26 protein-coding genes are annotated in these 25365 nt (G+C 39.3%); 19 read left to right on the top strand and 7 right to left on the bottom strand.

Annotated features, from left to right (window positions below):
- Positions 1-129 precede the first annotated feature (129 nt).
- The 12 genes from BM266_RS15170 to ribB all read left to right on the top strand — a co-directional run bounded on the left by BM266_RS15170 (position 130) and on the right by ribB (position 11979).
- Positions 130-1344, top strand: coding sequence for an aminotransferase class I/II-fold pyridoxal phosphate-dependent enzyme (locus BM266_RS15170; RefSeq protein ID WP_093411198.1), 1215 nt, complete (start codon positions 130-132; stop codon positions 1342-1344).
- A 118-nt stretch (positions 1345-1462) separates the two neighbouring features.
- Positions 1463-2047, top strand: coding sequence for an outer membrane beta-barrel protein (locus tag BM266_RS15165; protein WP_093411195.1), 585 nt, complete (start codon positions 1463-1465; stop codon positions 2045-2047).
- 126 nt (positions 2048-2173) lie between these two features.
- Positions 2174-3652, top strand: a complete 1479-nt coding sequence (gene nhaC / locus BM266_RS15160) for a Na+/H+ antiporter NhaC (protein ID WP_093411193.1) — start codon at positions 2174-2176, stop codon at positions 3650-3652.
- A gap of 159 nt (positions 3653-3811) precedes the next feature.
- Positions 3812-4450 (top strand): peroxiredoxin, encoded by a 639-nt coding sequence (locus BM266_RS15155; RefSeq protein ID WP_093411191.1) that lies wholly within the window; start codon positions 3812-3814, stop codon positions 4448-4450.
- Positions 4451-4468: 18 nt separating this feature from the next.
- Positions 4469-4783 (top strand): thioredoxin family protein, encoded by a 315-nt coding sequence (locus BM266_RS15150; RefSeq protein WP_093411190.1) that lies wholly within the window; start codon positions 4469-4471, stop codon positions 4781-4783.
- Positions 4764-5012 carry a DUF6952 family protein gene (locus tag BM266_RS15145; RefSeq protein WP_093411188.1) on the top strand — a complete coding sequence of 83 codons (249 nt, stop codon included), beginning with the start codon at positions 4764-4766 and terminating at the stop codon, positions 5010-5012. Before BM266_RS15150 ends, BM266_RS15145 begins: the two co-directional genes overlap by 20 nt.
- A 127-nt stretch (positions 5013-5139) precedes the next feature.
- Positions 5140-5640, top strand: coding sequence for a thiol peroxidase (gene tpx / locus BM266_RS15140; RefSeq protein WP_093411187.1), 501 nt, complete (start codon positions 5140-5142; stop codon positions 5638-5640).
- Positions 5640-6002, top strand: a complete 363-nt coding sequence (locus BM266_RS15135) for a diacylglycerol kinase (RefSeq protein WP_093411185.1) — start codon at positions 5640-5642, stop codon at positions 6000-6002. The genes tpx and BM266_RS15135 overlap by 1 nt, the downstream gene beginning before the upstream one ends.
- Before the next feature lie 329 nt (positions 6003-6331).
- On the top strand, positions 6332-8704 hold the full coding sequence (locus tag BM266_RS15130) for a DNA translocase FtsK (protein WP_093411183.1): 2373 nt from the start codon (positions 6332-6334) through the stop codon (positions 8702-8704).
- 7 nt (positions 8705-8711) lie between these two features.
- On the top strand, positions 8712-9353 hold the full coding sequence (locus BM266_RS15125; protein WP_093411236.1) for an outer membrane lipoprotein periplasmic chaperone LolA1: 642 nt from the start codon (positions 8712-8714) through the stop codon (positions 9351-9353).
- Position 9354: 1 nt separating this feature from the next.
- Positions 9355-10803 carry an LptF/LptG family permease gene (locus BM266_RS15120; RefSeq protein ID WP_093411182.1) on the top strand — a complete coding sequence of 483 codons (1449 nt, stop codon included), beginning with the start codon at positions 9355-9357 and terminating at the stop codon, positions 10801-10803.
- 27 nt (positions 10804-10830) lie between these two features.
- Positions 10831-11979 (top strand): 3,4-dihydroxy-2-butanone-4-phosphate synthase, encoded by a 1149-nt coding sequence (gene ribB / locus BM266_RS15115; protein ID WP_093411180.1) that lies wholly within the window; start codon positions 10831-10833, stop codon positions 11977-11979.
- Here ribB and BM266_RS15110 read toward each other — a convergent pair.
- Entirely contained in the window at positions 11976-12608 is a 633-nt protein-coding gene (locus BM266_RS15110) for an NAD(P)H-dependent oxidoreductase (RefSeq protein ID WP_093411179.1), read from the bottom strand. The genes ribB and BM266_RS15110 overlap by 4 nt on opposite strands.
- A 125-nt stretch (positions 12609-12733) precedes the next feature.
- Between BM266_RS15110 and BM266_RS15105 the strand changes: the two genes are divergently transcribed.
- The 3 genes from BM266_RS15105 to BM266_RS15095 all read left to right on the top strand — a co-directional run bounded on the left by BM266_RS15105 (position 12734) and on the right by BM266_RS15095 (position 14763).
- A complete protein-coding gene (locus BM266_RS15105; protein WP_093411177.1) occupies positions 12734-13363 on the top strand; it encodes a SanA/YdcF family protein in 630 nt (209 codons plus the stop codon).
- A gap of 64 nt (positions 13364-13427) precedes the next feature.
- The gene (locus BM266_RS15100) at positions 13428-13784 is read left to right on the top strand and encodes a phage holin family protein (protein WP_093411176.1); all 357 of its coding nucleotides are present in this window, start codon (positions 13428-13430) and stop codon (positions 13782-13784) included.
- Positions 13785-13944: 160 nt separating this feature from the next.
- Positions 13945-14763, top strand: a complete 819-nt coding sequence (locus BM266_RS15095; protein ID WP_139220668.1) for a Cof-type HAD-IIB family hydrolase — start codon at positions 13945-13947, stop codon at positions 14761-14763.
- Positions 14764-14772: 9 nt separating this feature from the next.
- Here BM266_RS15095 and BM266_RS15090 read toward each other — a convergent pair whose 3' ends face one another.
- Positions 14773-15531 (bottom strand): hypothetical protein, encoded by a 759-nt coding sequence (locus tag BM266_RS15090; protein WP_093411174.1) that lies wholly within the window; start codon positions 15529-15531, stop codon positions 14773-14775.
- Between the two features lie 405 nt (positions 15532-15936).
- Between BM266_RS15090 and BM266_RS15085 the strand changes: the two genes are divergently transcribed.
- A complete protein-coding gene (locus tag BM266_RS15085) occupies positions 15937-16365 on the top strand; it encodes a response regulator (protein WP_093411172.1) in 429 nt (142 codons plus the stop codon).
- Between the two features lie 517 nt (positions 16366-16882).
- Here the strand turns inward: BM266_RS15085 and BM266_RS15080 are convergent.
- Positions 16883-18697: a TonB-dependent receptor plug domain-containing protein gene (locus BM266_RS15080; RefSeq protein WP_093411232.1), complete on the bottom strand. Its 1815-nt coding sequence runs from the start codon at positions 18695-18697 to the stop codon at positions 16883-16885.
- Between the two features lie 895 nt (positions 18698-19592).
- Positions 19593-20168 (bottom strand): DJ-1/PfpI family protein, encoded by a 576-nt coding sequence (locus tag BM266_RS15075; protein WP_093411170.1) that lies wholly within the window; start codon positions 20166-20168, stop codon positions 19593-19595.
- 139 nt (positions 20169-20307) lie between these two features.
- Here BM266_RS15075 and BM266_RS15070 point away from each other — a divergent pair, with 139 nt between their 5' ends.
- Entirely contained in the window at positions 20308-21393 is a 1086-nt protein-coding gene (locus BM266_RS15070) for a Gfo/Idh/MocA family protein (protein WP_093411168.1), read from the top strand.
- Positions 21394-21494: 101 nt separating this feature from the next.
- Here the strand turns inward: BM266_RS15070 and BM266_RS15065 are convergent, their stop codons facing one another.
- Positions 21495-22337 (bottom strand): sulfotransferase domain-containing protein, encoded by an 843-nt coding sequence (locus BM266_RS15065; protein WP_139220667.1) that lies wholly within the window; start codon positions 22335-22337, stop codon positions 21495-21497.
- Between the two features lie 521 nt (positions 22338-22858).
- Here BM266_RS15065 and BM266_RS15060 point away from each other — a divergent pair.
- Together BM266_RS15060 and BM266_RS15055 are read left to right on the top strand one after the other, a co-directional pair.
- Positions 22859-23260 carry a BLUF domain-containing protein gene (locus tag BM266_RS15060; protein ID WP_093411165.1) on the top strand — a complete coding sequence of 134 codons (402 nt, stop codon included), beginning with the start codon at positions 22859-22861 and terminating at the stop codon, positions 23258-23260.
- A gap of 187 nt (positions 23261-23447) precedes the next feature.
- On the top strand, positions 23448-23873 hold the full coding sequence (locus BM266_RS15055) for a hypothetical protein (RefSeq protein WP_093411164.1): 426 nt from the start codon (positions 23448-23450) through the stop codon (positions 23871-23873).
- 315 nt (positions 23874-24188) lie between these two features.
- Here the strand turns inward: BM266_RS15055 and BM266_RS15050 are convergent, their stop codons facing one another.
- Both BM266_RS15050 and BM266_RS15045 read right to left on the bottom strand, forming a co-directional pair.
- A complete protein-coding gene (locus BM266_RS15050; protein WP_093411162.1) occupies positions 24189-24590 on the bottom strand; it encodes a nuclear transport factor 2 family protein in 402 nt (133 codons plus the stop codon).
- Between the two features lie 102 nt (positions 24591-24692).
- On the bottom strand, positions 24693-25250 hold the full coding sequence (locus BM266_RS15045; protein ID WP_093411161.1) for a Pycsar system effector family protein: 558 nt from the start codon (positions 25248-25250) through the stop codon (positions 24693-24695).
- Between the last annotated feature and the right edge of the window lie 115 nt (positions 25251-25365).

Here is a 25365-nt window from a genome sequence, read left to right as displayed (position 1 = left end):
ATACACAAATTAAGATTATTATTCTTATTATATGTATTATCATAGTTTATTTTACTGAATTTTGACACTACAGTTGATTTTTATTCCGAAATAGTTGTTATTTGATATAATCTAAAAATTTAAAACACCATGAAATTCAAACCAGCAGATAAAATCCAGGACTTACAATACTTTGGAGAATTTGGAGGCGTGAATCCTTCTATTTCCGATTCATCTACTTATACTTTCCTTTCAGCAAAAACAATGTTTGACACTTTCGAAGGGAATGCAGACGGGTGTTATCTTTATTCCAGGCATTCTTCTCCCTCCAACCTTTATCTGGGTGAAGCTCTTGCGGCTATGGAAGGCACCGAAACTGCAAACGTTGCCGCCAGCGGAATGGGCGCTATCACCCCTGCGCTGCTTCAGTTATGTAAAGCCGGAGACCATATTGTTTCCAGCCGTACTATCTACGGCGGAACTTATGCATTTCTGAAAAATTTCGCACCAAGACTGAATATCAACACCGCTTTTGTCGATATCACCAACGCCGAAAAGGTTGAAGCTGCCATAACCGAAAACACTAAAGTTTTGTATTGCGAAGCCATAAGCAATCCATTGCTGGAAGTGGCTGATCTTGCGGAATTGGCTAAAATCGCCAAAAAACATGGACTTACTTTCGTGGTAGATAATACTTTTTCTCCCCTCTCTATTAGTCCCAAAGAACTTGGCGCCGATATCGTAATACATAGTTTGACAAAATTCATAAACGGAAGTAGTGATACCGTTGGCGGAGTTACCTGCGGAAGTCAGGAATTTATAGATTCTCTTAGAAGTGTAAACGACGGTGCGAATATGCTTTTAGGTCCAACAATGGACAGTATGAGAGCTGCTTCTATTCTGAAGAATCTAAGAACGCTTCATATCCGAATAAAGCAACACAGCCACAATGCAATGTATCTTGCCAAAAGATTCCAGGAAGAGGGGCTTAGAACCGTTTATCCAGGGTTAAAATCGCACCCCGGCCACGAGACCTTCAAAAAGATGATGAATGAAGATTATGGTTTTGGTGGTTTACTTACTCTCGATGTGGGAAGCCTTGAAAAAGCCAACGAACTTATGGAGTTGATGCAGAAAAGGAATCTGGGTTACCTGGCAGTGAGTTTAGGCTTTTATAAAACACTGTTCAGCGCACCAGGAAGTTCCACTTCTTCTGAAATTCCAGAGGAAGAACAAAAGGAAATGGGACTAAGCGATGGCCTTATTCGCTTCAGCATTGGTTTAGACAATGATATTGAAAGAACCTTTCAAACGATGAAGGAATGTATGCTTGAAGTAGGAGTTCTTAAGAAGGGAACCGCTTAATTGAATTAAAATCATTGATTAATAAGGACCTCATCGTTACTGCGCGATGGGGTCTTTTATTTTAGTTCATTACCTTTAAATAAAAAATAAGCAGTTCGCATTCTTAATTTCACTTGTAATGGAGACTATAAAATTCAGCCTTATCCTTCTTATTCTAATCACTACTATACCTAATATTTCAGCTCAGAACCGAAGTGAAATTCGCGGATATTATGGTATTTCTTCCTACGAATTGAACAGTAATCAAAGTCTTGATGGTGGTGCCAGTTATGATCCGGAAACCGGTTATGAACTTGGTATCAGATATATTCTGAGATTGCCTAACGGTCTTGGTCTTGAAAGCGGAGTGGGTTTCTATACGGGAGATATAAAAATAACTTCGGCCCCAATACCTGAGCAAACTTCCAGAAGAGAAAGACTTCAAATCACCTCTATTCCCGTTTTACTTAATTACAGATTTTTGGATTATTTCTTTTTCAATGGCGGACCGGTTCTGGATTTTCAAAATTCGGACAATAGTTTTGATTCCCAATCAGGTATTGGTTTTAGCCTTGGGATAGGTGTAAACCATTATATCAGGAACTTCCAGATGTTCATTAATCCCAATTTTCGGCATTATGCATTAATTCCCTTTGAGAAAGAAGACCACCACTCCAAACTTTCAGGTTTAGGCATTCAGTTTGGTATGGGGTATAATTTTTAATTATCGACTTGCTTAAAACTTGCCGGTTTTGCAGTAAAATCGTAAAATTACGGGCAGAAACTTAAATTTTAATCAAATCTTCCCGGGTTTAAAATTCTCCGGAAGATTTTATTATAAAAAGCCCGAATGGAAAACCAACCTACCAGCCCTCAAAATGAACAAATTGTAGAAAACCGAGAACTTAATATTTGGGAAGCCCTTATCCCGGTTTTTGCCCTTATTGCGATGCTTGCATTTAACGTTTATGTATTTGGAGATGATGCTTTGAGCGGTTCTAACCAGTTTATACTTTTACTTGGCGGTGCGGTTGCAGCTATTGTTGGGTACTTCAATAATACGAAGTATGACAAAATGATAGATGAGGTGGCTTCTAATATCCAGAGCACTGCGGGAGCAATCCTTATTCTTCTCATGGTTGGAGCACTGGCCGGAACCTGGCTCATTTCAGGTATTATTCCCACAATGATCTATTATGGATTACAGATTTTAAATCCTACTATTTTCCTTGCAGCCTGCGTGGTGATTTGTTCGGTGATCTCGGTCGCAACCGGGAGTAGCTGGACTACTTCGGCTACGGTTGGTATTGCTTTAATTGGTATTGCTGAAGCCCTGGGAATTTCGGTAGGAATGACGGCAGGGGCTATTCTTTCGGGGGCGTATTTTGGTGATAAACTGTCCCCTTTAAGCGACACCACTAACCTTGCACCGGCAATGGCAGGAACCGATCTTTTTACACATATTCGGTATATGACCCTTACCACCGTACCCACAATTCTTATTACAATTACGGTGTTTGTAATTATTGGCTTAAACCTGGAACCAACCGGAATTACCGACACCTCCTCTATTCTTGCGTCTATAAAAAATTCATTCACGATTTCGCCCTGGCTTTTTGTGGTACCTCTTCTGGTAATTCTTTTGATCGTTAAAAAGGTATCCCCACTCATTGCACTTTTATTGGGAACCCTTTTGGGAGCGGCAGCTGCACTAATTTTCCAACCCGGAATAGTCGCACAAATTGCAGGAGCTGACGATCTCACTTTTATAAGCGGTTATAAAGGAGTGATGCAGGCTATTACCGTAGATACCGCGGTTCAAACCGATAATGAAAATCTTAACGACCTGTTTTCGGCTGGGGGAATGGCGGGAATGCTTGGTACCATCTGGCTTATCATTTGCGCGATGGTATTTGGAGGAATTATGGATGCCATTGGCGCTCTTGCCCGTATAAGTAAAGCTTTGCTGAATTTATTCCATACCACCTTCGGACTTTTTGCAAGTACGGTATTTAGCTGCCTCGCACTTAACGCTACCGCTTCAGATCAATATCTGGCCATTGTGGTTCCCGGTAAAATGTTTGCTAAAGCCTATAGGGATAAAGGCCTTGCTCCCGAAAATCTTAGCCGTACGCTGGAAGATTCTGGTACGGTAACTTCAGTTTTAGTACCCTGGAATACCTGTGGCGCTTATCACAGCGGGGTGCTGGGTGTGCCGGTAGCTTCTTACTTCGGCTATGCAATCTTTAATTATTTGAGTCCGTTTATGACACTCTTCTTCGCTGCCTTCGGAATCAAGATCAAACAATTGAGAGAAAAATCAGCCTAACTAACAAATAGAGCTTTTCTATTCATTGATGATTTCAGCATAAACAAAACTTATAGCCAGATAAACAATAAAAATTTGAATCTGTATTAACTTTGAAGTCATTCTGTAAATTTGCAGCCGGAATAAACCAATAAATTAAACTTTAAAAATTAAACAGATATGTCATTAGTAGGAAAAAAATTTCCAAACCTTAGCGTAAACGCAATGAATGATATGGGAGATACCTTCCAGATCAACGTTCTTGAGGAGGCTCAGAAAAACAATAAAAAAGTTTTGCTTTTCTGGTACCCAAAAGATTTCACCTTTGTTTGCCCTACTGAATTACACGCATTCCAACAAGCTTTGGAAGAATTTGAGAAAAGAAATGTAATGGTTATAGGAGCTTCTTGTGATACTCCTGAAGTACATTTCGCCTGGTTAAATACTCCAAAAGACAACGGTGGTATTGAAGGTGTAACTTACCCAATACTTGCAGATTCTAACCGTAACCTAAGTTCACGTCTTGGTATTTTGGATATCACCGGAGAATCTTATGACGAAGAAACCGGAGATCTTACTTTAGAAGGCGACAATGTAACTTACCGTGCCACATACCTAATCGATGAGGAAGGAAAGATCTTCCACGAAGGAGTAAACGATATGCCACTAGGTAGAAACGTTGCTGAATTCCTTAGATTGATAGATGCTTATACGCACGTACAGGAAAAAGGTGAGGTTTGCCCGGCAAATTGGGAAGAAGGTAAAGAAGCGATGAACGCTGACCGCGATGGAGTTGCCTCTTACCTAAGCTTAAACTAAAAAAACTCAAATACTGTTATGGTAAAAGAATTAGATCAGGATAACCTGGGCGAGATTATTGAGAACAACGACACCGTAGTTGTACAATATATGGCCGGATGGTGTGGCAACTGCCGCTTGATGAAGCCTAAGTTCAAGAAACTGGCTTCAGAAAATGAGAACGCTACGTTTCTTATGGTAGATGCTGAAAAATTTCCGGAGTCTAGAAAACTGGCTAAGGTGGACAACCTGCCAACTTTCGCGACTTTTAAGAACGGAAGTTTCAAAAACCAGGTTCAGACCAATAAATTCGAGCCCTTAAAAGACTTAGTAAATGAAGTTACCAATAATTAGGCACCTACAGCGCAATAACGAGCTGGAAAAGCTTGAAAATGCTATAGAGGTCCTGGAAAACTATACCGAACACCGCTCTGTTAAAGATGATGAAATGGACGTGATCGGGGAACTGGTTTCCAACCTTTGTGGAGCTGTAGAAGTGCAGAAAATGATTGCTGACGGCCTTGACGAAAAAGATGCAGCCAACGGATTTATGAAGAAGGTAATTGGTTCTATAGATCAATAAGCATTCTTCAAAACCCTTAAGAACAGGCCGCTTTCGAAAGAAGCGGCCTGTTTGTTTTTATGATAATTTTAGTAAAAGCCTGTCGCATAAGTCCTAAATTTATCTCCCTTAACCAATAAAATATAATATGTCTCAGATAACATTAAAAGGAGAGAGTATTAACACCTATGGTAGTCTTCCTGAAAAAGGAGAAAAAGCCCCGCATTTTCAATTAGTAAAGAACGATCTATCAACCGCTACCCTGGAGGATTTCAAGGGCAAAAGAGTAATTATGAATATTTTCCCCAGTGTAGACCAAGGGGTTTGTGCCACTTCAGTAAGAAAATTCAATCAAAGAGCTACTGAGCTCAACAACACTGTTGTGCTATGTATTTCGAGAGACTTACCTTTTGCTCAAAAAAGGTTTGTAAATGACGAAGGTTTAAAAAATGTGATAAATCTTTCAGACTTCCGAGATAGGAATTTTGGGAAAGATTACGGACTTGAAATGATAGACGGTCCGATGGAAGGCTTGCTTTCCAGGGTCGTAATTGTTCTGGATGAGAACGGAAAGGTAATTCACAGCCAACAGGTGCCGGAGATCGCCGAAGAACCAGATTATCTTGCGGCACTAAAAAACCTTTTATAATGCGGGATTCTTTTCTCGGAAAACGCATAAGAGGAGGTGGTTATGCCATAAAAGGAGCCTGGCTGTTACTTCGGCACGAAGCCAGCATACAGGTTCAGTTTGGGATAGCCATCATTGTAACGATTTCAGGAATTTATTTTGAAATCACTAAAACCGAATGGCTGTTTCAATTTACAGCCATCGGGATGGTGATGGCTGCCGAAGGCCTTAACAGTGCCATAGAGGCCCTGGCAGATTTCGTGCATCCAGACCTCCACAGTAAAATAGGTCATATTAAGGATGTGGCAGCCGGTGGAGTTTTCTTTGCCGCATTAATTGCTGTGATTATCGGTGGCTTTATTTATTTACCCTATATTTTTTAGAGCTGATAATTACTTTATCACATTTTACTTTCCTTTCGGTTATTCTCTTTCCACTCTTTAGGAAAGCCTTCTTTCATTTTCTTTAAAATCCTCCGAAGTTATATTCAAGCTTAATTCTGAAGAACTAAAACTTATATAATTAATTTATTTCCAGCTTATTAAATACTATCTTCTCTCTTTCATCAAAAAGATTTAAAATCCACAGTGTCATATTTCTGGAATTTTTGAGTTAATCATATATCTAAAATGTTAATTTTAAATACAAAATAGCTTTTCCGTACATTAGATGATCTAATTTGTATTTTTGCCCAAAATCTCTCAAAGCTTATATGGCCAGAAAAAAAACTAAAAACAAAAAAACCACCACAAACAAAAGCAACAAGGTCTCGCTCAAATTAAACAGGCAGCAAAAAGTGGTTTTAGGGAGTTTTTTAATGTTATTTGGCATTGCCCTAATCATAGCTTTTACTTCCTTTTTATTCAACTGGCATGCCGACCAAAGCACGCTTTCCGAATTTGGAAACAGGGAAATAGAAGCCAGAAACTGGTTAAGCAAATTTGGAGCTTTGGTGAGTGATTTCTTCATTTACAAAGGTTTCGGGCTGGCCGCGTTCGTTTTTGCGGGTTTAATCGGCATAAGTGGGATATCCCTCTTTTTTAATCTGAAATCCCTACGACTTGGGATCTACTGGTTTTGGGGCGTTCTGGTAATGCTTTGGATTTCCATATTTTTTGGATTTTTTGCTGAAAGCAATGCGCTTTTAGGCGGAAGAGTTGGTTTCGAAACCAACGATTTCCTTCAGGATTACCTTGGTTTCTTCGGCACAGCTTTGCTGATGCTGTTTTTACTTATCGCCTATTTAAGTTTAAGATTGAAAATTACTCCCGAAATGGTGGGCGGATTTATAAGTAAAAAGCACCAGAGCTTACAAAACGAATTTAAAACCAATACCCCTGAAGCCTCAGAGACCGATGAGGAGTTGAGCTGGAAAGAAGAGGTCTTAAATAAACCGGAACCAAAAACTTCTGAAGTGAAGCTAGATCCGGATCCTTCTAAGGAAAAAAAGAAAGAAACCCGGGTTTCTAAAGAGGATAAAACTGAATCTCATGATGAAGTGGCTATGGAAGTTGAAACTCCGCCCGAAGAAGAAGTGGAGGATGATAAGCAAAGCAGAAAACTGGTAGAGGATTTTGGTGAATTTGACCCTACCCTGGAACTTAGCAACTACACTTTCCCTACTCTGGAATTATTAAAGGATTACGGCGGCACTATCACCGTAGACCAGGAAGAACTAGAAGGAAACAAAAACCGTATCGTAGATACGTTAAAGAATTACAAAATAGAGATCGCTCAAATAAAAGCGACGGTAGGGCCAACGGTTACCCTTTATGAGATCGTACCTGAAGCAGGCATCAGGATCTCCAAGATCAAAAATCTGGAAGATGATATTGCACTTTCACTTTCGGCTCTTGGAATAAGAATTATCGCTCCCATCCCGGGGAAAGGGACCATCGGGATCGAGGTTCCGAATAAAAATGCTTCTATAGTTTCTATGCGCTCGGTGATCGCTTCTTCAAAATTCAGAAATGCAGAAATGGAGCTTCCTATGGCCCTTGGGAAAACTATTTCCAACGAAACATTTGTGGTAGATCTGGCAAAAATGCCTCACCTGCTTATGGCCGGAGCCACAGGTCAGGGTAAATCGGTAGGATTAAATGCTATTCTTACCTCGTTATTGTATTCCAAACATCCTGCAGAAGTGAAGTTCGTGCTGGTAGATCCGAAAAAGGTCGAGCTTACCCTATTCAATAAAATAGAGCGCCATTACCTGGCAAAATTACCAGACACTGAAGACGCTATTATTACTGATAACAACAAGGTAATAAATACCCTGAATTCCATGTGTATCGAGATGGACAACAGGTATGAACTACTTAAAGATGCGATGGTGCGAAACATCAAGGAATATAATGTCAAATTCAAAGCCCGCAAGCTTAACCCTGAAAATGGCCACAAGTTCCTTCCTTATATCGTATTGGTGGTAGATGAGTTTGCCGACTTGATCATGACAGCCGGTAAAGAAGTAGAAACCCCTATTGCCAGGCTGGCTCAACTGGCCCGTGCTATCGGTATCCATTTAATAATCGCAACCCAACGTCCATCGGTGAACGTGATTACGGGTATTATAAAAGCTAACTTTCCTGCGAGGATCGCCTTCAGGGTTACTTCTAAAATAGACTCCAGGACAATATTGGACGGCCAGGGCGCCGATCAGTTAATTGGCCGGGGAGATATGCTTTTTACCCAGGGTAATGAATTGAAACGATTGCAATGTGCGTTTGTAGACACCCCAGAGGTTGATAAGATTACAGAATTTATTGGTTCCCAAAAGGCCTATCCAGATGCCTACCAACTTCCCGCATACGAAGGAGAAGATAGTGGCACAGGAGTTGATATAGATGTGAGCGAGAGAGACAAACTCTTTCGGGAGGCCGCAGAAGTGATTGTGACAGCTCAACAAGGCTCGGCTTCTTTATTGCAACGCAAATTAAAACTTGGCTACAATCGTGCCGGCCGGATTATAGATCAGCTGGAAGCCGCAGGAATCGTTGGCCCGTTTGAAGGGAGTAAAGCCCGCCAGGTTTTGGTTACTGATCTCGTTGCATTGGATCAGTTATTAAATGAAGAACCAAACACATAAAAAAGTAATGAAAAAATTAGTATTTATTATCGCAGCCCTGGTAAGCATTAACCTTAGCGCCCAGAATTCACAAAAAGCCGAAAAGCTTTTAAATGAGGTTTCCTCAAAAGTGAAAGCTTACGATAATATGGTAATAGACTTTAAATATTCACTTGAAAACACCGCCGAGAATGTAAATCAGGAAACCCGTGGGGATGTAAGCATTAAGGGAGAGAAATATCTTCTCAATCTAATGGGTACCACCCAGATGTTTGATGGAAAAAAGATCTATACCATAATCCCGGAAGACGAAGAGATAAACATCTCTACCTATGTTGAAGAAAACGAGAATAACATTACTCCTTCAAAGATGTTTAGTTTCTATGAAGAAGGTTATAATTACGAATGGGATGTCGCTCAAAACGTAAAAGGAAGACAGATACAGTACATTAAACTTACGCCAAAGGACAGTAATGCTGAGGTAAAAAATATCCTGTTGGGAATAGACGGCCAGACAAAACACATCTATAACCTAATTCAAACCCAGGATAACGACACCAAAATAACGATTACGGTAAAAAGTTTTAAAACCAATCAACCGCTTTCACAAAACCTGTTTACCTTTGACGAAGATCGTTACGATTCCTATTATATAAACAGGCTCGACTAAATTGAAAATATTAGACAGGTACATATTAATCAGCTACCTCAAAACATTTTTTACAGTTTTTATCATTCTTATGTTCATCTTTGTACTCCAAACTATTTGGTTGTACATAGGTGAACTGGCTGGTAAAGACCTGGATGTTGATATAATTCTTAAATTCCTGCTCTATTTTTCACCAAAACTAGTCCCCCTGGTTTTGCCCCTTACCATCCTGCTTACCTCAATTATGACTTTCGGTAATTTCGCCGAAAATTATGAGTTTGCAGCTATGAAATCATCCGGAATTTCCCTGCAGAGAGCAATGCGAAGCCTCACTTTTTTTATCCTCCTGGTGAGCCTAACAGCATTTTTCTTTGCAAACAACGTTATTCCAGCCGCTGAATTCAAATCTATAAATCTTCGGAAAAATATTGCTCAACTTAAACCCGCGATGGCTATAACCGAAGGTGTTTTTAATGAAGTGGGAACAATCAATATTAAAGTAGATAAGAAAAGCGGGCCCAACGACCAATACCTCGACGATGTGATCATCCATCAAAAAACTGCAAAAAGCGGGAATTTTACCGTGATTAAAGCAGTTGAAGGGGAACTCGTAGGGAGTACAGATTCTGATGTTTTATCTCTTATCCTAAAAGATGGGAACTACTACGATGAAATACAACCTTCAGATCTTTCAAAACGAAGAAATAAACCTTTTGCCAAGAGTCACTTTAGGGAATATACCATTAACCTGGATCTTTCAGACATCAACAATGTAGATCTGGAAGATGAATCATATAGCAATACCCAGGGAATGCTCAAGATTTCAGAATTAAACCAAAGTATAGATTCTTTTTCCACCAGTTATAATACCAATATTAAAGAGTTTAAGAAAAATATGTTTAGTCGCACAGGACTGCGAAATATAAACACCAATCTTCAGCCGGTAGATACCGTAAGAGTGATAGAAAATTCCATCCTGCAGGAATATGACAATAATGAGGCTGTACAAATCGTAAACCTGGCATTAGGAAGTGTGAATGGTTCTATGTCTCATCTTATCATGAAGAAAAACGAATTCAGGACTGCGACAAAACAACTTAACAAGTTTGAGATCGCTTTGCACGAAAAATATGTTCTGGCATTTGCCTGTATCGTTCTATTTTTTGTGGGCGCCCCACTTGGCGCTATAATTCGCAAGGGAGGCATGGGCTTACCTATGGTAGTTGCTATACTTATATTTCTTACCTATCATTTTATCGGGATCTTTGCCAAAAACAGTGCTGAAGACGGTAGTGTAAGTCCCTTTATTGCCAGTTGGCTCTCCACCCTCATCATGTTGCCTCTTGGAATCTATCTCACATACAGGGCCACTACTGATCAGGGTCTCTTTGCCTTCGATAATTTAATTGGCCCCTTTAAGAAAGGCCTTAAAAAAGCCGGACTATTGCGCCGGAAAACCGAAATAGAATAAATATCTTTACAGCCAAATACCGCAAGAATGCCGCAGAAAACTTCAACCCAGCAAAATATTAAATTACACAATATCAAAGATGCCATAGATGATATCCGTGCAGGAAAGGTCATTATCGTTGTTGATGATATAGATCGCGAAAACGAAGGAGATTTTGTTGCGGCCGCTGAAATGGTAACCCCTGAAATGATCAATTTTATGGCCACCCACGGACGCGGACTCATTTGCGCACCAATAACCGAAGAACGCTGCCGGGACCTTAAGCTGGAGATGATGGTTGGCAAAAACACCGATCCCCTGGAAACGGCTTTTACCATTTCTGTAGATCTCAAAGGCCAGGGTGTAACCACAGGAATTTCAGCTGCAGACAGGGCTAAAACCGTAAAATCACTAATAGACCCATCTACCAAAGCCACCGATTTAAACCGGCCAGGGCATATTTTCCCGCTTAAAGCCAGGGAAGGCGGGGTTTTAAGAAGAACAGGCCACACTGAAGCCGCAATAGATTTTGCTCGTCTTGCAGGCTTCGAACCTGCCGGAGTGATTGTAGAGATCATGAATGAAGATGGCACCATGGCCAGGCTGCCGCAACTTATAGAAGTAGCCCAACGTTTTGATCTTAAGGTGGTCTCTATTGAAGACCTTATTGCCTACAGAATGCAGCACGATTCGCTCATCGAGAAAAAAGAGGATTTCGATTTAGAAACCCGTTTCGGAAAATTCAGGCTAAGAGCTTATCTTCAAACCACCAACAATCAGGTGCATATCGCTCTAACCAAAGGAAACTGGAAGCCTGATGAAGAGATTCTGGTGCGTGTTAATTCTACTCTCGTTAACAACGATATCCTGGGAACCCTTACCAATGATGCCGATAAAAAACTGGACAGTATGTTCCAGGCCATTAATGAAGAAGGGCGCGGAGCAATTGTTTTTATCAATCCTGCCAGCCAGTCTCTCAACCTTCTAAACAGGCTTTCTGAACTGAAAGATCTTCAAAAGCAAGGTCAGACAAAAGCTCCACCAATTCATATGGATAATAAAGATTTTGGAATAGGCGCCCAGATACTTCACGATCTGGAGATTCATAAGTTCAAGCTGCTTTCAAATTCACAGCAAACTAAACGGGTGGGAATGATTGGATATGGACTGGAAATTACCAGATATGTAAATTATTAATCTATTTCAATTATCACATCCTCAAGGGGCCTACGCACTTTCTTAAAATTGGAAAACATATCATCTCCGGCGCGGTAACCAACCGGAAGCACCAGCACCGATCTAAGATTTCGTTCTTCAAGGTTTAATAGTTTATCGTATTCATCCGGCTGGAAACCTTCCATTGGACAGGCATCAATTTCTTCGATCGCACAAACCGTAAGTAAATTACCAAGACTTAAATACGCCTGGTTGATCGCCCATGCTGTGATTTCGGCGGAAGCTTTTGCTTCAAAATCCCCGATTAAAAATTCTTTAAAAGGCGCAAGAATTTCGTCAGGGGTTTCCCGAACGTGCTTCACCAGTTTAAAGTAGTTTTCAATAAACTCCTTCCCTACCTTCTTTTCGATGCAGATAATTAATACGTGAGAAGCCGTGCCCACCTGTTTCTGGTTAAAAGAAAAATTCTGTAGCTGCACCTGTAGCTTCTTGTTTTTAACAATCACCAGCTTCAATGGCTGCAGACCATAAGAGGTAGCTGTAAGGTTAAAAGCCTTCTTAAGGATCTCGATCTTTTCGCTGGTTAATTCCTTTTCAGCATCAAATTTTTTAGTAGCATAACGCCATTCCAACGCCTTTATATTGCCCATATTCCTGTGCTTTTATTTTAGAACAAAGGTAAACAATGTTAGAAGCCTGGTAAACGTTAAGGAATAAAATAAAACTATAGGTAAATAATATGAACTATCTTTATATTATTTAACCGCCGGAGAAAATGAAACAAGTTAAAAAGGTGATTCTCGCCTCAGTACTTTCCTTAGTTATTGCCATCCTGATTGTCCTGGGTCTTAAAGCCTATATTGAAAGAGATACCCAGCATCTCATTTTCGAAGAAATCTCCCTGGTTCCCTCTTCAGAAACGGTTATTGTTCTTGGAGCCAGTGTACATTCTGACGGGAAACTATCTCCAATCTTAAAAGACCGGGTAGATACCGCCCTTGAACTATATCGAAATAAAAAGGTAAAACGCTTCCTGGTTACCGGTGATCACAGCACCGACGATTACAATGAAGTTAACGCGATGGGGAATTACTTAATGAAACGGGGAATTCCCGAAAGCAAAATTCTCCTCGATCATGCCGGGCTGGATACTTATGACAGTATGTACCGATCCAATGCCGTTTTTGGAGTAGAAGACGCTATTGTAGTGACACAAAAATTCCATTTGCCCCGTACTATTTTTATCGCAAAAGGCCTGGACCTTCCCTACACCGGATTTGCGGCCCGAAGCCATTCATATAAGACCACCAATAAAATAGAACGCCGGGAGCTTCTGGCCAATTTGAAGGCGCTCTATGAAGTGCTTTTGAAAAAAGAGCCTGCCACCCTGGAAGACAGGCTATAATATTCAAGATTTTCTTAAAGGGTTTTTTGTATCTTTAGTAATACTAACCTTAAAACCAAACTATATGTTTCAATGGCTAATCCATATTATCATTGATGCCCTGGTGTTACTTGCTGCGGCTAAAATGATGCCCAAAGTAGAACTCAAAGGCTTTCAAACCGCAATTATAGTCGCCCTGATTATTGGAGTACTTAGCTTCTTACTCAGCTGGTTACTCACCGGTATTCTGAATGTGGCAACCCTTGGAATATTTTATTTCCTGGGTCTTGGCTTTATTACCCGGGTAATCGCCTACGCGATAATTATCGAGATTGCCGATAAATTCAGTAAAGATTTTAAAACCGTTGGTTTTCTCCCCTCGCTCTGGCTGGCCATTATCCTCGCTATAGTTGGAGGGATAGTAGACGCCATCTTATTTTAGGCTAATTCTCATTTTTTATTATTGATGCTTCGAAAACTCTTGTTTCCGAAGCATCTTTTTCTTATCTAAAACTCATATAAACAAATTTGATATAAAATTAACAATCCTAGGCAAATGATATCCTATATTTACCGGCTTGATGCAGAATAGAAAATAAAATATGGAAACTCTTAACGGCCAGAAGAATATAAAACTAATCGTTACCGATATGGACGGAACTCTGCTGAATGATCAGCACGAAATCCATCCTGATTTTTGGGAGATCGAAAAAAAGCTTTCTGAGAAGGGTATTATGTTCTCTGTTGCCAGCGGCCGGCAATTCTATAATCTTGAATCTAACTTCGAATCAATTAAGGACAGGATGATGTTCTTCGCAGAAAACGGCACCTACGTTTCTCATAAGGGCCAAGAACTCTACGTTAATCCTCTAAATCATCAGGACGCCATTGGTTTTATTAAAATGGGCCGTAAACTGGATAACACCAAACTGGTACTTTGCGGAAAAGAATCGGCTTATGTGGAAACTGAAGATCAGGATTTTATCGCTCATATTTCTCAGTTTTATCAACGTCTAAAACCCGTTGAAGATCTTACCAGTGTTAATGATGTTATTTTAAAGGTGACCCTTTGCAATGATAAGGGAGTTGAAGAACACACTTACCCGCATTTTGTAAATTATACCGACAGGTTTAAAGTTGCCATTGCCGCAAAAGTCTTTATAGATATTACTGCTTTAGACGCCAACAAAGGAAATGCTATAAGGGATATTCAACGGGAATTGAATATTCTGCCTGAAGAGACCCTGGTATTCGGTGATTACCTGAATGACCTTGAAATGATGAAAAACGCTAAATACAGCTACGCGATGAAGAATGCCCATCCCGAGATCAAACAGGCCAGTAATTTTGTGACCCGTTATAGTAATAATGAAAATGGGGTTTTGAAAACAATAGAAGAGCTGGGGCTGCTTTACAATTAAAAATCCGGTTTAATTCACAATAATATTAACCCTATCCAGACCGGTGTTACCGGTTTTGGGATCGTAGGCATAGACTTCAATTTCATAATCGCCTTCTACAAGCTTTACAGTTTCAGAAAAGGTACTCGCTTTATCTGTAGAGTTTAGATTGATTTCCTTGTGCTCCTTCCCTTCGGAAGAAATAAGTGCCTTAATCTCATAACCAGATGCATCCCAGGTGCCTTCTTCGGTTACGGGGCATCCACACATCATTACTATATTAGCTCTTATTTCTATTTCGGTTCCTGCACTTATCGTTTCATGCGTTTGGGGCGATAAAACATCTACCACAAATCCGGGGATTTCTAAAATGATGCCATCGCCTGTAATGTCTTTTCCCGGAATAACCCACAATTGGGTTGAAGACACCACTTTAGCCTGTTTTTTACTCATTGGCCCCTGGGCTTCTATACTTACGAAAGTGGGTTTATCCAGTTTCAGACTGGCCTCGTAACCAGCCGTCTTTTCAGTAGTTATTTCTTTATAGCGCTCTCTGGGTGAGAGCAGGATAACCTCAGTATCACCCGTAATCCCCTTGGTAAGACCTTCATCAAGAATTTTCCCGGTTTCCACATCCCTAATGATGATTTTAGCCCCACCCATGGAGGTTCCAATAAATTTGGCATCTTTTGCCTGAGCTCTTACCATAATTTTAGTCTCCTGGGAAAACAGATTCCCTGCGGAAAAAAGTAATAACCCGATTAAAACCAGATTGATTGTCCTTTTCATAGTATAAAGTTTAGTTTACTAATTTACAAAAACCATTTTGATCCGGTTTTGTTATAAATAACAACCTGATTTTAACAGCTAACAGCCTTATAAACTTAGGATAATCGGCTTGGTAGCGGTTTATATAGTTTAATGAATCGAGTGCTTCCTTATTAAAATTTCAGGAATCATATTTTGGGTATATATTGATTATCTAAAATAAATATTGACTGCTAAATCCTTAGCCAGGAAAACCTAAAAAAGAGATCAAGGGTGGAGTAATTTAAATTATTGTACCAAAAGATCCTTTGCACTGATCTTGGTCAGTTTATTTGCATCTTTCTAAAAAAATTTATATTTAATTCTTTTGGTTTTATACCTTTACAGGCCTTCAGATTTACCTGCAGGTCGTAAATTTCCGGCTAGATGACCAAAACATTTCCCCTTGAAATTCTTATCGCTGAAGACGATCAACTTATTACCGAGTTGCAGAAGAGGCAATTGGTTAAACTGGTGGATTCTCCCTTAAAAACTTTCTGGAACGGGAAAGAGTTAATGAATTATCTCCAAGGAGTTATTGATGAGAGGAATGCCATTCTTATCTTCCTGGATATAAATATGCCGGTAATGGGTGGCTGGGAAGTATTAGATCAGATCAATGAGTTATATGCTTACAAGAATATTTTTGTGGTTATGCTTACTTCTTCAGTATATCCAGCAGATAGAGAAAAAGCACTTTCCTACCCACAAGTGATTAGTTTTAATGATAAATTTCTGGATCAGGAAGATTACAAAGCGATTCTGAGCCTGAAAACAATTCGCCCGTTTTTTAATTCTGAAATCTTTTCAGAATAAACCTGAAAATATTAGTAAAAATCAGGCCTTTCGATAAAAGACCTTATTTTATAGATTAGCTACAAATTACTTCTAAGTTTTATCATTCATTTAACGGCGGCATCCGGCCTTGGCGTATTCAAAGTTTCTAAATTTGAAAAGAAAGTATCGGTTTTCTAATTATCATCATATTATTAAACCGGCAGGTTTCTTAATATTGGGTATTTAAAATTATTATATTGGATTATATCTTGATATTTGTCGCTGTATTAGCTTCTTCAATTGGAGGAGTTACCTTATACCTTCTGGTAAAGTTCAGTAAGAAACAAAACCGGGACGATTCTTAATTTCTATCCTTCCTCTTTTACCCTTATTAAAGATCAATATCTTATTTTACAATCTTTCAGGCCTCCCGAAAAACCTATTATGAAAACCGCCTGAAGTTTTTAAAAGTCTTTTATTGACTTCCTATACCCATGTAAAAAACTACAGTCCAGGATTCCGACCAAAGTCAGGACAAATAAGCAGTAATATCCAACTATCTGAAAGTAAACCTTAATCCAAAAAGCACATTTCCTTTAGGCATAGGTACCAGGTTGGTTTCAGTATATTCAGTATTGAAGATATTATTGGCAGTCGCATAGATTTCAAATTCGTCCAGGCCTAAGCTAATGTTGAAATCAACTACGCTGTAAGATTCACCCAAAGTACGCTCAGCATACTTGTAAATAACAGTGTGGCTCAGATTTTTTATAAATTGTGAGGTGTATGCCGCCGTAAAATGGTGCCTGAGAGAATTAATAGAATATTGTGAAAAATCAAGATTAAGATCTTTTACATCATCCTTTAGGTAGGTATATCCAAGTTCAAGGTTTTGCCGGTGATTTTTAATGGTGTACCCATAAGAAAAATTGGCTTCTACTCCTTTTGAATTTACATCCCGAACATTTTTTGCCTGCCAGAGATCATCTTCATTTTCCTTCACGTAATCTATTAGATTTTGCGCATCGCGATTGAATAAAGCAACAGAAAACTGCAATTGTGAAGCGATATACTTAAGCCCAATTTCCTCTGAAATAGCTTCTTCTGGTTCAAGATCTACATTCCCAATGGTGTTTGGGGAAGCATAATAAAGATCGGTATAGGTAGGAATTCTGTATGTGTACCCCATATTTCCGTAGGCTCTCCATCTGTCTGCCAACTGGTAACCTATATCTACTCCGGGAAATGCGTGAAATTTAAAATCAGAAAAATAATTTACTGCTACGCCGGGGGTGATATCAAGACGATCGTTTAGCAAGTTAAACTGATGTTCTAAAAACACAGTGGTCATAAAACGTTCCCGATCTCCAAGATTATTACTGGAAAGAAAAACTTTGGCCATATCTACTCCAAACCCGGTCACCCCAAGCCTGGAAACATATGAGGCATTTATTTCGGCTCCCACCTTGTTACTGATATGCAAATTCCGGTAAACCGATGGATCCTGTCGCAAATAGATGTATTCATCTTCATTCCTACGCCAGTACACCCGTGGTTTCAGGCTAAGATTTCCTTTTTTAAATTCACTTGAAAAACCAAGCAAGCTGGCCTGGGTTTCTTCATATTGATCTACAGCTTCAGGAGAAGCATAAAACCCGTTAGCCCCAAATTTCCGATCGGCAAAAGCAGCGATCATTTCTATGGGTAAGCTCCTGGTATCGAATTTACTTTTTATAAAATACTGCTGATTGTCATAATCGGTATTGTAGCGATAACCATCTGAAAGTTGACGGGTATAATTTACGATATGCGAAGATTTCTCCAGGTTACTGCTTACCGTTACTGAAGCATTTTTCTGCGAATAAGACCCGCCCTCCAACTCTATCGACACTTCATTCTGCACAGCATCTTTGGTGATAATATTCACGGCACCTGTAAAAGCATTCTGCCCATAGACCCTGGCGGCCGGGCCTTTAATGATCTCAATTCGCTCAATAACTTCCATTGGCAAAGCCAGGTTCAGGGTATGATGTCCCGTTTGCGCATCTTCTACCTTAATCCCGTCTATAAGCAGTAAAGTTTGGTCAAAGCTTCCCCCGCGTATGTAAAGGTCGGCCTGTGCCCCGCCGGTACCTCTGCGACGAATATCCACTCCGGTTACCTGCTGAAGGAGATCAGCAAGATTATTGGCTCCACTGTTTTTTATTTCTTCTGAAGAAATAATCTTGATAGTTCTGGAATTTTTTGAAAAAGGAAGGTCAATTCGACCTGCAGTTAGTGTCACTTCTTCAAGTTGCTCCGGATTTTCCTGTGCCCGGACAAAGCCGAAAGTCATAAATAAGATCGTAAAAAAAAGTAGGTTCTTTTTCATTTTTTGGTTGTTTAATCGAAGTCTAAATTGGCGTAGTCCCTTGCTATTCACAAAAGTTTTAAAATTCAAGCCGGCGAAGTTAAAAATTATTTGCAAGTTAGACCGTGCTTCCAGGTTTTTTTGATTGGGTGCAGTAGAATACTTCTCTTCCAAAAACAAAGCTTTTCTTCTGACTCCCATAAGATGAATAAAACCAAAATTTATTTTTCGAAGAAACCTGTAGAATTCAGGGGATATAATAACGGATTGCTTCCCGATTCTGGATAAAGTAAATCCCAAATTACTGAATAAATTATTTCATCTGATTTGTTGAAAGGAGCTAACACAAAAATGCAGTTGTTACAAAACCTAAGCAACATTTTCGTGGAGATATGTGGAAATAAGCAACAATTTATCATGAATTATTGAACTGAAAATCAGGAGAAAAGGGAAATCAGCCAAATGGTAAAAGCCAGCAGGATAAAAACAAAAAAAGTGATGAAAACATAATGGGCTTTATTGTAAAACCAGGATTTTCCTTTCCTTAGTACAGGGAGTAATTCTGATGTTGATCTTCTTATTTTCAATATCATTTCTTTTTTTTTTTGTAAAAACCTGTAGAAGTCCTAACAATAGGACTTTCACATTTTCTTAAGAGTTGTTGCAAGGCGCGTGCCAGTAATTCTATTACTACAAATAAAAACTGGTTACGGAACTAAACAAGAATGTTAAGGTTTCTTAAAGTCGGCATTAGCATGAATACCTTTCAGAAAGATGGGAAGATTCAGTTTTCTCTGTTTTTTCTGAAAAAAGAGTCGATACTTTTAAATAGAATTTAAAACTTCCCGGGATGAAGAGAAAAGTTACAGAGCAGAAATAATAAGAAACAATTTCTGCCCTGTAAAGTCAAATAATACTAAAGTTGAATTTTTGCTCCGAGCAATTTCACAAATTCCCTTATAAATGCAGGGTGACCGGGCCAGGCTGGAGAAGTAACAAGGTTACCATCAACTACAGCTTCGGTGGGTTTTACCTCTTTATATTTACCACCGGCAAGTTCAATTTCGGGGCCTATACTGGGATAGGCAGTAAGGGTTCTATCTTCTACCAGATTGGCTACGGTAAGTATTTGGATTGCATGGCAGATAGCCGCCACAGGTTTATATTGATCAAAGAAATATTTGGTAATCTCCAGTACCCGCTTATTAAGTCGCAGATATTCGGGTGCACGTCCACCGGCAATAATAAGCCCATCGTAGTCTGAAGCGATGACCTCATCAAATGAATAATTGAGCTCAAACAGATGACCCGGCTTTTCAGTATAGGTCTGGTCTCCTTCAAAATCATGGATAGCGGTTTTTATTTTATCGCCTTTCTTTTTATCCGGGCAAACTACATGAACGGTATAGCCAAGCATGACAAGCATTTGAAAAGGCACCATAGTTTCATAGTCCTCAGCGAAATCGCCGGTAAGGAAGAGTATTTTTTTCATAATAAAATTATTTTAAAGTAAGCAAGCTTAATTTACTAAATCCATCAGGCATTTAGATTAAATAATCGTTAAAAACCAGCCCAATACAGAGAAAAAGAGCCTCGTTTTTTATAAATTATAACTTCAAAAACCCACCACTATGCCTAATAGAAGACATTTCATTAAACAGTCGGGGTTGTTTCTTGCGGCTACTACCCTGCCCTTGCCGGATTATTTGATTCCGAAGAATAAAGAAAAACTCGGCGTAGCCCTTGTAGGCTTGGGAAATTACAGCAGCAGCCAGCTGGCACCAGCTCTTCAGGAAACCAGGTTTTGTGAATTAAGAGGAATAGTTACGGGAAGTCCGCAAAAAATTCCGGTATGGCAAAAAAAATACGGTATAAAAGACGGCAATGTTTACAATTATGAAAATATGCCGGATATCGCCAATAATGAAGAGATCGATGTAATCTACATCGTCCTGCCAACCGGCTTGCACGCGGAATATGCAATAAAAGCTGCTGAAACCGGAAAGCATGTTTGGTGTGAAAAACCCATGGCGCGTACTGCAGAAGAATGCAAGAACATAATTAATGCCTGTGAGAAAAATAAGGTGAAACTTTCTATAGGTTATCGCATGCAGCACGAGGCCAACACGCAAAAGTTAATCAAATGGGCAGACACCAAACCTTTTGGGGCAATTAAAAGTCTTGAAGCCGAAGCTGGCTATTATGGTTCCCCGATGAATCCCTGGAAACTGAAAAAAGAAATGGGAGGCGGGGCGATGTATGATATGGGCGTGTACCCTTTAAATGCAGCCAGGTACAGCACCGGAATGGAACCGATTGCGGTTAGCGCAACTCATAGCACAAACCGTCCGGAGATCTTCACAGAGGTAGATGAAACCACCAGTTTTGAGCTCGAATTCCCTGACGGAATCACCGCCAAATGCAAGACCAGTTTTGGCGAAAACCTGAATAATCTGGAAATAAATTGCGAAAACGGATGGTATTATTTAAGGCCTTTTCAAAGTTATAGCGGGGTAAAAGGTAAGGCCAGTGATGGCACCATCTTACCTCCTTTCGGTAAAAATCAGCAGGCGGTGCAGATGGATGATGACGCCCGGGCAATTTTAAACAAAACACCGGTTCTCGTCCCTGGAGAAGATGGGTTACGGGATATCGTGATCCTGGAAAAGATCTATGAATCGGCGGCTAAAAAGGGAGAAAGGCTTATGCTTGGCTAGAAGATCCACAGCAAATCTTCCAAGGCTTAGAGCTTAGAAAATCCCAATTTTTTAATTAAGGCATAATCCAGGAGCCATTTTACTCCCGCACAAACTGCCCTTCAAAACCTGGCGATATAACTCCCATCCAGAGCTTTCTCTGCAAACTTCCAGGAGGTAAAACTGGTTGACAGCAATGCTTCCGCTTCTTCGATATCTCTTTTAAAATAGGTATAGTAAATATATTTCGCGGTTTCCTCATCAAGTTCAGCGGGGTTATGCCGAAAAGATCTGAATATCCCCAACCTTCTTCCGGCAACTTTTTGTTTGCTTAAATTAAGTGCGATTTCTTCAGAGGAAACCCTGAATTGAAGACCAAGGCTTTCTTTTAGTTCCTGCAAAATCTTAAAAGGGGCACGCCGAAGTTCCTCATACTCCAGGATTTGAAGCTCGTGCTCATCGGTTTGTTTCAGCAAAGATCTTATCCCTTCAGAATATTTTCCTGCGATAATATACCTCGTATTCTGTGGACCAAGCCCAACTTCCGGCGGACTGCTATCCCATTTTACAGCTTCTATAAAACTGGAACGCTCTTTTCCTTCTTCCCTGTTTTTCCGGTAGGAAGCAAAACTCCTCCACACAGGATTTCTAAGCATCAGATAAATCTTCGCCTGCAGCAATAAATATTCAGAAATATCGGTTTTGCAGAGTTCTTCCAGGCTTTCAAATTCAAAGATCCCTATCCGTAGATTTTCACCTTCTTTAGCCGATTTACACTCCAGGATAGCTTTATTCTGATGTATTTCAGGAGCTGTTCCGGTTATTATATTCTGTTTTAAAAGATCAAACACCTCTCTGGCACCGCTGTACTGCGAGGCAATTACCAAACAATCGAATTTATTTTTCATTGGGGCTATAGTAAGTTCCGGAAAAGTATCGCTAAGGTATTTCTTGTCTGTTCGCACTAATTATAGTCTAACAAGAAGCACCTTGTGACCCGGGATCCGGAAAATTAATCTTATAACAACAACCAACGCAGTAGGTATAGCCGGTTTGTTTAACATCTAATCGAAATGGCAAAGCTGCTTCCGTACATTTTCCAAAATCTCATCGCTAAGCACTCTATAATTCTGTTGTTTATAGATATAACTAAATTAAAAAAAATATAAGCTGATTTGATTTCACCCCAATTAAGTAATGAACAGGTTATTAACCATTCCAATTAAGATACCGAACAGGTAAAAAAGGCGGGAGTGTTAATAGCATTAAAAATATTTTCTTGATAAGAAAGGGTTAGCTCTCAATTGTTTATAAATCCTCCAATATGAGGTTATTTTTATGCCAATTGGGAAGGTGTTTTATATAAATGGTCTTTTAAGTCGTAATCTAATACGTTAGGAAGGTTTTTTATTTTTTTCATCAGCATCACCAATCAATATCTTTAAAGGATAGAATTCTCCGTCCTGAATTTTTAAAATTATGTATTATGAGATATGCTATTTCCTACGTCAGCACAGCAAACATAGACCTTCAACAGCAGGGAGTAAACGATATAATGAACGAAACAAATATTTATAACAAAGGCCAGGAAATAACTGGTATCCTGCTGTATAACAAAAGAAGCTTTTTTCAACTCATCGAGGGAGAAAAGGAAATTATCCAGCCTTTGTACGAGAAGATCATAAAAGATTCCCGGCACCAGGACATTATTAAATTCCTGGAAAAACCGGTATTCAGACCCGCTTTTGATGGTTATTTGACTGATTTCATCACCGATAGCAATAAATTTGACCCGGCTCACTTAAAAGATTACCTACATTATATCGAAGTTTTAGAACCCGAATCTCAAAGGAGTTTAAAAAGGGTGATAGAATTAATGATGGTCTAATGATCTCTTAAGCCGTCTTAATTCTTTCTTTATTTTTTATCCTGTAACCTGATCGTACCTGCAGGAAGCAGTTAATCCCCTCAAGTTCAGGATTATTTATTTTAGCTCACCAAAAAAAAGAGGCTTTTCAATAAAAAATTATACTTTAGATTTTTCAAAAAGCGTACTTCAATTTTATTCAGGACCTATGGAAAAATCAAAAAGGGATTTAATTATACAAACCCTCTCTTTTGCCATTACTTTTGTAATAGCCTTCTTTGCTGTTCAGTATTTTTTCTTTGATGACAAAAACCTGGAAGAACAGTTAACCGATGCTGCCAGGGAGGTGAATAATATTTCCCCCAAGATGGTTGATGAATATTCCAGGCTGGATAGTGCCTCTACCGTGAGCGACCAGATCTTCAAATATCATTATACGCTTGTAAATATGTCGAAGAAAGAGGTAGATTCAGATACCGTGGAAAAATATATAAGACCGGGTATCATTGAAAATGTAAAAACCAGCCCCGACCTTAAAGATTTTAGAGATAATAATATCACGATGAGCTATAATTATTATGATAAGAACGGCGACTTTGTATTGCATATTGATGTAACTCCCGATCTGTACTAAGGGCATTAGTAGAAATATACTTTTTCAATTTTATCAGCTTAGGCCTAAGCTGAATTAAGAAATGGGGTATTTCACTCCGGGTGACGGGCTTCCTCGCAAAGACGTACAAGTTATGTTCGACTACAAACAGTCCCGGGTTGCTCAGAAGAAAGTCAATAAAATAGCGGGGAACTTTTTAAAAGAATTCCCCGCTTTCAGTTTTTAATTTTATCCCAGCAATTTTTCTCTGCCTGATACAATCCATATTTCGATCTTATATTCCGGCAAATGCACAGCTTGCTTTAAGGATCTAACGTTTTATTTACAAACATTTGCCTAATCCTCTTCTGGCTGAGCTTCGGCAATATTCATCACCTTTACTTTCCAGTCATTTTCTTCATCAGATCGCTCCCAGATAAAGGTATAAGATCCTGCGTATTGAGTTGTGTCATCGGTATAGGTATGAGAATAAATGCCAGTATCGTAAGCCACATAATCTGTAACTTCTTTCTTCACGGTTCGCAATTCGAGATCCTGCATAGCCGAAGTGGCCGCATCAATCCACCCCCTTAAACTATCCTGTGGGAATTCGTTGCCATTCAACACCAATATAGCGTCATCTGCAGTCATTGCCCTCACCTGTGCAGGATCATTGCTGTTCCAGGCATCGCCCCAGCCTTCTATGACCTCATTAGCATCAGGTACTTCCTTTGTAGTAACCAGATTTTCTTCTTCCATTTCTTCATCGCGATTTTCGGTTTCACCACAAGAGTGATTTATGGCTTTCCTTTGCCATCAAGTTTTAAAAGGTTAACGAAAAGAGAATAGGAACCCTTCTATTTAGATGAATTCATTCATTAAAAAATAAATAATGGCTGCTGTCAAACCAATAAGAAATATCATAACGGAAAACATTAAAAGTCTTTGCTTTTTTGCGATAATTTTCCCCAGAAAATACAAGTCACTGATCATTTCATTATAAAGGCTTTGTCCATCTATCATTATTCGGTCAAATTCCTTTCTGAATTCTTCCAATGACTGTTTGGAAAAATTGGCGGCATATAAGGTTCCCTGGTAATTACTTTTCCTAAAGGATTTTCCAAGATACCGATGCGGTAACATACTCAACAAAGCCATGACCATCGATAATAAACCACCTATAACTAAAATCCTTATTCCATAATTTTCCTTCACCCCCGCACTCTCGACATTTAGCACTTGAATTCCTATTAGTAAAGAAGTTATGATTGAATTTACAGTCAGAACGATTCTGGCCTTATTATCAACCATTTTTAAAAGGTTGTAATGATTTCTTGAAAGGGTTCTGAAGAGGGTCTGAACTCCCCGAGAATCATACTTTTCCAGTTTTTCTGTTCTTTTATCCAGTTTTGTATCCATGGTACTGAAGGTTTATTTTGTGTTCATCCCTTATGTGAAGATTTATAGCCTTATTTCCATCCCAGGATTAAACTCTAAATATTTATTAAAGTTACTATTTTATTGGCTTCAAAGA

This window comes from Salegentibacter flavus (genome assembly GCF_900115145.1).
GTDB lineage: Bacteria > Bacteroidota > Bacteroidia > Flavobacteriales > Flavobacteriaceae > Salegentibacter > Salegentibacter flavus.
The sequence above is the reverse complement of the archived record's forward strand: the minus strand, read 5'-3'. Positions and strand labels throughout refer to the sequence as shown.